Genomic DNA, 5,740 nt, shown 5'->3' on the forward strand with positions numbered 1-5,740 from the left:
AAGAACCACAGGACGGTCTGGCCCCGGAGTGGCGGATCGAAAAACATGGGAGATGCGCATGTCGAACCAGGGCCCGATGAACTTCAAGATCGACCCGACGAGCTTCACGATGGTGATGGTCATGGACCTGGCGCCGAAGCTGAAGTTCGGCAGCGACACCGATCAGGAGTGCTTGCGGAACGGCACCCCGAAGTGGGTTGCCCAGGTCACGGTGGGGTTCCAGGCGTTCGGGCGGCCGTCGTTTTCGGTGCTGAACGTGACGATCGCGTCGCACGAGGACCCGCGCCACGGGTTTCAGCCGGGGACGCCCTGCGAGCTGGTCGGCTTCGAGGTCGGCGTGATGGACAAGACGATCAAGGACAAGAACACCGGTGAGGACAAGGTCGTCGGGGCGCAGGTCTACTACCGCGCCGACGCGATCCGGCCGATCGGTGGCGCGGGCCGGAAGAACGAGCAGGCCGCGTGATGGCGGGCCGCCTGTGGCCGGTGCTCGACGGCCAGATGGGCCTGGTGCTGGTGGTGCTGACCTGCACCTCGTGCCAGCACGCCGAGGAGATCCCGGACGACGGCGGTCGCCTGCCGGAGCACTGCTCCCGCTGCGAAGGCTGGGCCTTCATTGGTGAGCTGATCTCGGCACCGACCTCGCTCGCGAGCTGATCACCCGACCACGGTCCTGGCTCGGAGACCTCTCCCGGTCTGGGGCCGTCCTCATGAGGGAGCACGACTATGTGGAGCAAGCAGCGCGCCGCTGAGCGTGCCGAGGACCGGGTCGCCCGCGAGTTCGTTGACCGGCTGGCCAACGCGTGGCGCCGGGTCTGTGAGCGGGTTCCGGGGCTCTCGCACACGGTGCAGGTGGCCTCCGGCACCACGGTCGTCGTCCCGACCCTGGCTCGGGCGGACTTGTCGGGTCCGGATCCGGTGCTGGTGGTGCGCAAGATCCACGGCCAGCTCATCGAGGACTTCCGCGCCGACGAGGCGTCGCGGCGGATCGCGGCGGCGCTGGGCTATGACCGGATCCGGGTCTACCCGCGCGGATCGGAGTGGGTCCGGATCGAGCTGCTCATCGGCGATCCCCTCGACGGTGAGGTCCCGGCTCCGTTGGCCGGCCGCGGGCTGTCGGTCTTCGACGTGGAGATCACCATCGCCCGCGACGAGCTCGGGAACCCACTGCGCCAGAGCTGGGTGGAGGGGCCGCACGTCTGCATCCAGGGCGCGACCCGCTCGGGCAAGAGCGTGTGGTGCTACTCGGCGCTGGCGCAGCTCGCCCGCCTCGACGATGTCCTGATCGCGGGGTCTGACCTGTCCGGGCTGCTGCTGGGCCGCCCCTACGTGGGCACCCGGCACCACGAGTGGCAGGCCACCGGCTCGGCCGACGTTGAGGCACACCGGGATCTGCTGGTCCGCTTGGTCGCGGAGATGGACACCCGGATCCGGAACCTGCCGCCTCGCCGGGACAAGTTCACTCGCTTCCATGCCGGGTTCCCGCTGATCGTGGTCGTGCTCGAAGAGTTCGCCGGGCTGCTGCGTCTGGGGTCGACGGCCCAGGTCGAGAAGGGCCAGCCGAAGATGCGTGAGCAGCTCCTCGCGCTCTACGGCCGCCTGGTCTCCGAGGGCCACAAGGCCGGTATGCGGCTGATGGTGGTCACCCAGCGCGCGGACGCCACGGTCGTCGGGGGGTTCGAGCGCGGGCAGCTCGGCCTGCGGATCAGCTTCCGGCTCGACGACCAGGAGGCCCTGGTGATGCTCCACGGCCAGTCCGCCCGCGACCACCTCGAGGAGCACCAGCTCGCCCCGCCCGGAGTCGCGCTGGTCCAGGCACCCGCCCGGCCGTTGGGCCGGGTCCGCGGACCGCGGCTGATGGGCCCCTCGGAGGACGCCGACTACGCCCGCTACTGGGACGAGATCGCGGACGGTGCGGCGCGCCTCCACGAGGTAGCGGCCTGAGCCCGACAGAGTCAGCGGCGGCCCGACAAAGAAGTGAGCCCCAGGTGCGGAAAACACCCGGGGCCCGCCCGTCGGCCGACTTTCCCCCATCTGATGAGCGAGATCGGAACGGCCAACGTGGCTAGCTACAGCGTACTCACATCGCCCCCTGGCGGCTCCCCGTCACGCGACGCTTTTTCTACGTCGAGAACAGGCAGCGGCTCGCCCCAGCGGCATCACAGCCCGTCTCGACGCCTGCCCTTCCTCGATATAGGCCGCTTGAAGGCTGGGCAGGTTCAGTCAAGGGTCGACATCGTCGATCGCGTAGCGACGCCGCTCGCGGCGCCCTTGACGGGTTCTGATCAGCATTCGATCCTCGGCCGGTTCGAGGGAGGGCACCACGCCTCCGCAGCTGGCACCGAACCGTTTGTCGGCGTCGCCGTAGGTGTGCGCCTGGTAGTGCCGGGCCCGGCCCGCCGGCCGGAGGCTGAGGCGGGCCGGTGCCCGGCTCTGCCGGGCGCCGGACACGGCCGGCGTCGTCGTGGCGGTGTGCGGTGACGGCCGCGCTGGCTTCGGTGCGCCCCTCGGCGGCCGCGCTTGGTAACGACGCGAAAAGTGCGGCCACCGCAGGTCAGGACCACGCGGGGGCCTTCTGGGAGCGGCAGGATCAGGCGCTGCGCGACAAGTACCGGGCTCGCCGGGAGCTGGCCGCGATCACGACCCTGTCGCGGGTCAAGATGTGCGGCCGGGTCTCGATCAACGAGGGCGGAGAGGTCTCGTTGCGCTACACGCCCGGGCCTGAGGGGGAACCGGGAACCGCAGGCTTCGGCGGCCTGGCTACCTGCGGCAGTGTGTGGGCGTGCCCGGTCTGCTCGGCCAAGATCAGCGCGCGTCGTTCGAAGGATCTCGAACAGCTGATCAACTGGAACGCGGACCGTGGCGGTACGGTCGCACTGCTGACTCTGACGATGCGCCATCACCGGGGCCACAGCCTGCGTGAACTTCGCCGAGCGTTGAGCACGGCGTGGCGACACCTCACGCAGTCGCGGGGGTGGAAGCGGTGGAAGACGGACCTGGACATGGACTATGTCCGGGGTGTCGAGGGCACCCACACCGACCTCAACGGCTGGCACCTCCACATCCACGCCCTGTTGATCTTCCCGACCGATGTCAGCGCGGAGATCCCGGCCCTGACCTGCGAGGTCTACACCCGCTGGGCCGCGGGGCTGGCGAAGAAGGGTATGAGCGCTACCGCCGAGCACGGCATCGACGTGCGGGTCGGTAACGGCGCAGTGGAGAAGATGGGCAAGTACATCTCTAAGCTGGCCTTTGAGACCGCCGGTGGCCGGTGGAAGCGGGGCAAGCGCGGCTCCCGCACGCCGTTCCAGATCCTCGCCGACGCGATCGACACCGGCAACGAACGCGACGTCGCGCTCTGGCAGGAGTGGGAGCAGGGCAGCCACGGCATGCAGCAGCTCGTGTGGTCCAACGGTCTCAAGCAGCGCTGCGGGGTCACCGAGGTCAAGGACGAGGAGATCGCCGAAGAAGACGCAGGTGGAGGGCTGGCAGGAGTCTTCCCGGCCCGGACCTGGAAGAAGATCTACCCGGTAGCCGAGGACCTGATCATCGCGACCCGCCACGGCGGAGTCCCCGCCGCGCGTGCCTGGCTCGACGCCCGGGGCCTGGCCTTCGAGTTCGAGGCCGACACCACTGAACGCGCCGTCCAGCTCGACCCCGGCGACGTCCCGTTCGCGTGGCTCAAAGCTGCGCTCGCGGCCGAAGACCCCGAACAGCGCCGGGCACGGCGCCGGAGCTACTACCAGACCGCTACGGCGCTCTGAGGGCGACGGACAGGACAGGACAGGACAGGACAGGACCTATGCATCATCTGATGATCTTCGGCCGGGGGCGTGGTCTGGGTGGCCACCTCCGGCGGACCAAGTTAGGCGTTTTCCTAAGGAAACGCTGTGTCGTCGATACGACGACGATGCAGCTGAACACGGTGGGTGGCTACGCGGCCTTCAAGATCATGTGATGCATAGGTGTGGTGTGGTGTGGTGTGTTTGATCTTGATCTGGGTCAGTGACGGGCTGCGGTCAGAGGACGCGCCAGCGCTCGTGTGCGGCCTGGCGGCTCATCGACGCAGCGGCGCCGATCTTGGCCCAGGAGATCCCGGCCTGACGGGCCTCGCGTACGGCGTCGGTGAGCGCGTCGTTCGCTCGGCGGGCGGCGGCGGCTGCGGTACCGGCCACGGCAGCGGCCTCGACCAGACGAGATCCGGGGTCGGACTCGGGCACCGCCTGGTCCTCGACGACGACGACGGCCGCGGCCTCCGGCTCGGCCACTGACTCGACCGGCTTGGTGCGCTTGGTGCGCTTGCTCGGCCGACGCCGCTGCGGGCTCTCAGATGCTCCCTGCGGCTCCGGCGGGGTGGCGGGGGTGTCCTCGGTTGGGTCCGGGGCCGACAGCGGCTCAGGGAGCCACTGAGCGACGTGGGCGTCCCACTCGGGGCGCAGGACCTCCCGGGTCTGAGCCCGGTACCGGCGGGTCCGCAGACGCTGCTCGCGCGCACCCGGGGCGGTGCGCAGCTGGCCGGACCACCCGCAGGAGCACGACGCGTACCGCATGTGCACTTCCACGGTGTCGTTGCTGATCGGCTCGTCGTCCTGCCCGGCGACGATCCCCAGCGCGTGACCCTCGTGCTCACCGGCAGCCGGATGCCCGGTGGTCACGGTCCAGGGGCCGTTCAAGTCCTTCACGGGAGCCATCTGTCAGTCATCCTTCCTTGACACTGTCAGTCAAGCTTACCTGGCGAAATACCAATCGTCAAGATAGCCCGACAATTAACTGTCAGGACAGCTTGACAATACTGTCAAGAAGCCCTGCCGTTACCAGTCAGGTATTACTGACAACTGATGAGTGCCGGACTGGCCGGCCAACCGCGGCGATGGGGGCTCTGCCGCGGTTGGCCAGGAACCTACATCGCCACTGTGTAGGTCTGCTCTGCTCGATCACCAGTTGCTACGAAGGTGCTGGTTTCCAGCTCGATCTGGCTCGCGTCGCGCGTGGTCCGCAGCGTGATCAGCACGGGTACGCCAGGCGGGATCGACATGACGTCCCGTTCGTCAGGGTCAGGCATCCGAGTGCTCACTCGTTCGGTTGTCTGTGCAGGCTGGTATCCGGCCTCGCGCATGAACGAGTACAGGTCGGTCCGCTCGTGGGCGTCCTTGTCGGCCGGGTCGTACCCGGTCTCTGAGTGGATTCGCGCACCTACCTCGCCTGGGAGCCACTGATCGTGCAGCAACACGATGTGGCGGCCCTTGTAGTACCGCCGGACTCGGTGGACAACCCGATCCCCCCGGCCAATGCCGAGGCGCTGCGCTACTTCGTGGTTCGCGACGTCGTAGGACGCCTCGACGGTCTCGATCTTTGAGTCATCCCCGGTGGTGCTCCCCCACGCGGGATGCGCGTCTCCGGGCTGGCTGTGCATGTCCACGGTGCCGAGGTCGCGCACGACTGTTCCGACACCTGACAGCGGCGTCACCAGGCCCTCGTTGGCAAGGGCCGACACCGCGCTGCGCACGGTCTCCCGCGCTACCTCGTACGTCGCCATCAACTCGGGGAGCGCGGGGAGGGTCGACCCCGGCGGATAGGTGCCGTTGGTGATCCCTTCTCGCAGCTCGTGGGCGATCTTCTCGTACTTCCGGGCCATCGTCTGACCTCCTCCGATTCATGCGTCTAGATCTTTGAGGGGACTCATGCTACGGTGGTTCTATCAGTCCAGACGCCCAGACCTTCGAGGCTGCGAACTGAGGAC

The 5,740-nt window shown here is 68.3% G+C and carries 6 protein-coding genes; 4 read left to right on the top strand and 2 right to left on the bottom strand.

Going from position 1 to position 5,740, the window contains the following annotated elements; genetic code table 11:
* The 4 genes from Ae331Ps2_RS29960 to Ae331Ps2_RS29980 form a co-directional block, all read left to right on the top strand.
* Nucleotides 1-466: hypothetical protein (locus tag Ae331Ps2_RS29960; protein WP_217695674.1), on the top strand; the 466-nt coding region annotated here is incomplete at its 5' end.
* Nucleotides 466-657, top strand: coding sequence for a hypothetical protein (locus Ae331Ps2_RS29965; protein ID WP_075329923.1), 192 nt, complete (start codon nt 466-468; stop codon nt 655-657). The genes Ae331Ps2_RS29960 and Ae331Ps2_RS29965, both read left to right, overlap by 1 nt.
* Nucleotides 658-726: 69 nt before the next feature.
* Nucleotides 727-1,944, top strand: coding sequence for a hypothetical protein (locus Ae331Ps2_RS29970; RefSeq protein ID WP_075329924.1), 1,218 nt, complete (start codon nt 727-729; stop codon nt 1,942-1,944).
* A 533-nt stretch (nt 1,945-2,477) separates the two neighbouring features.
* Nucleotides 2,478-3,764, top strand: coding sequence for a protein rep (locus tag Ae331Ps2_RS29980; RefSeq protein WP_075329925.1), 1,287 nt, complete (start codon nt 2,478-2,480; stop codon nt 3,762-3,764).
* 255 nt (nt 3,765-4,019) lie between these two features.
* Here the strand turns inward: Ae331Ps2_RS29980 and Ae331Ps2_RS29985 are convergent, their stop codons facing one another.
* Together Ae331Ps2_RS29985 and Ae331Ps2_RS29990 are read right to left on the bottom strand one after the other, a co-directional pair.
* Nucleotides 4,020-4,691 (bottom strand): hypothetical protein, encoded by a 672-nt coding sequence (locus tag Ae331Ps2_RS29985; protein WP_139319192.1) that lies wholly within the window; start codon nt 4,689-4,691, stop codon nt 4,020-4,022.
* A gap of 209 nt (nt 4,692-4,900) precedes the next feature.
* On the bottom strand, nt 4,901-5,635 hold the full coding sequence (locus Ae331Ps2_RS29990) for a GntR family transcriptional regulator (RefSeq protein WP_075313566.1): 735 nt from the start codon (nt 5,633-5,635) through the stop codon (nt 4,901-4,903).
* Nucleotides 5,636-5,740 lie beyond the last annotated feature (105 nt).

It is taken from the genome of Pseudonocardia sp. Ae331_Ps2, assembly GCF_001932405.1.
GTDB lineage: Bacteria > Actinomycetota > Actinomycetes > Mycobacteriales > Pseudonocardiaceae > Pseudonocardia.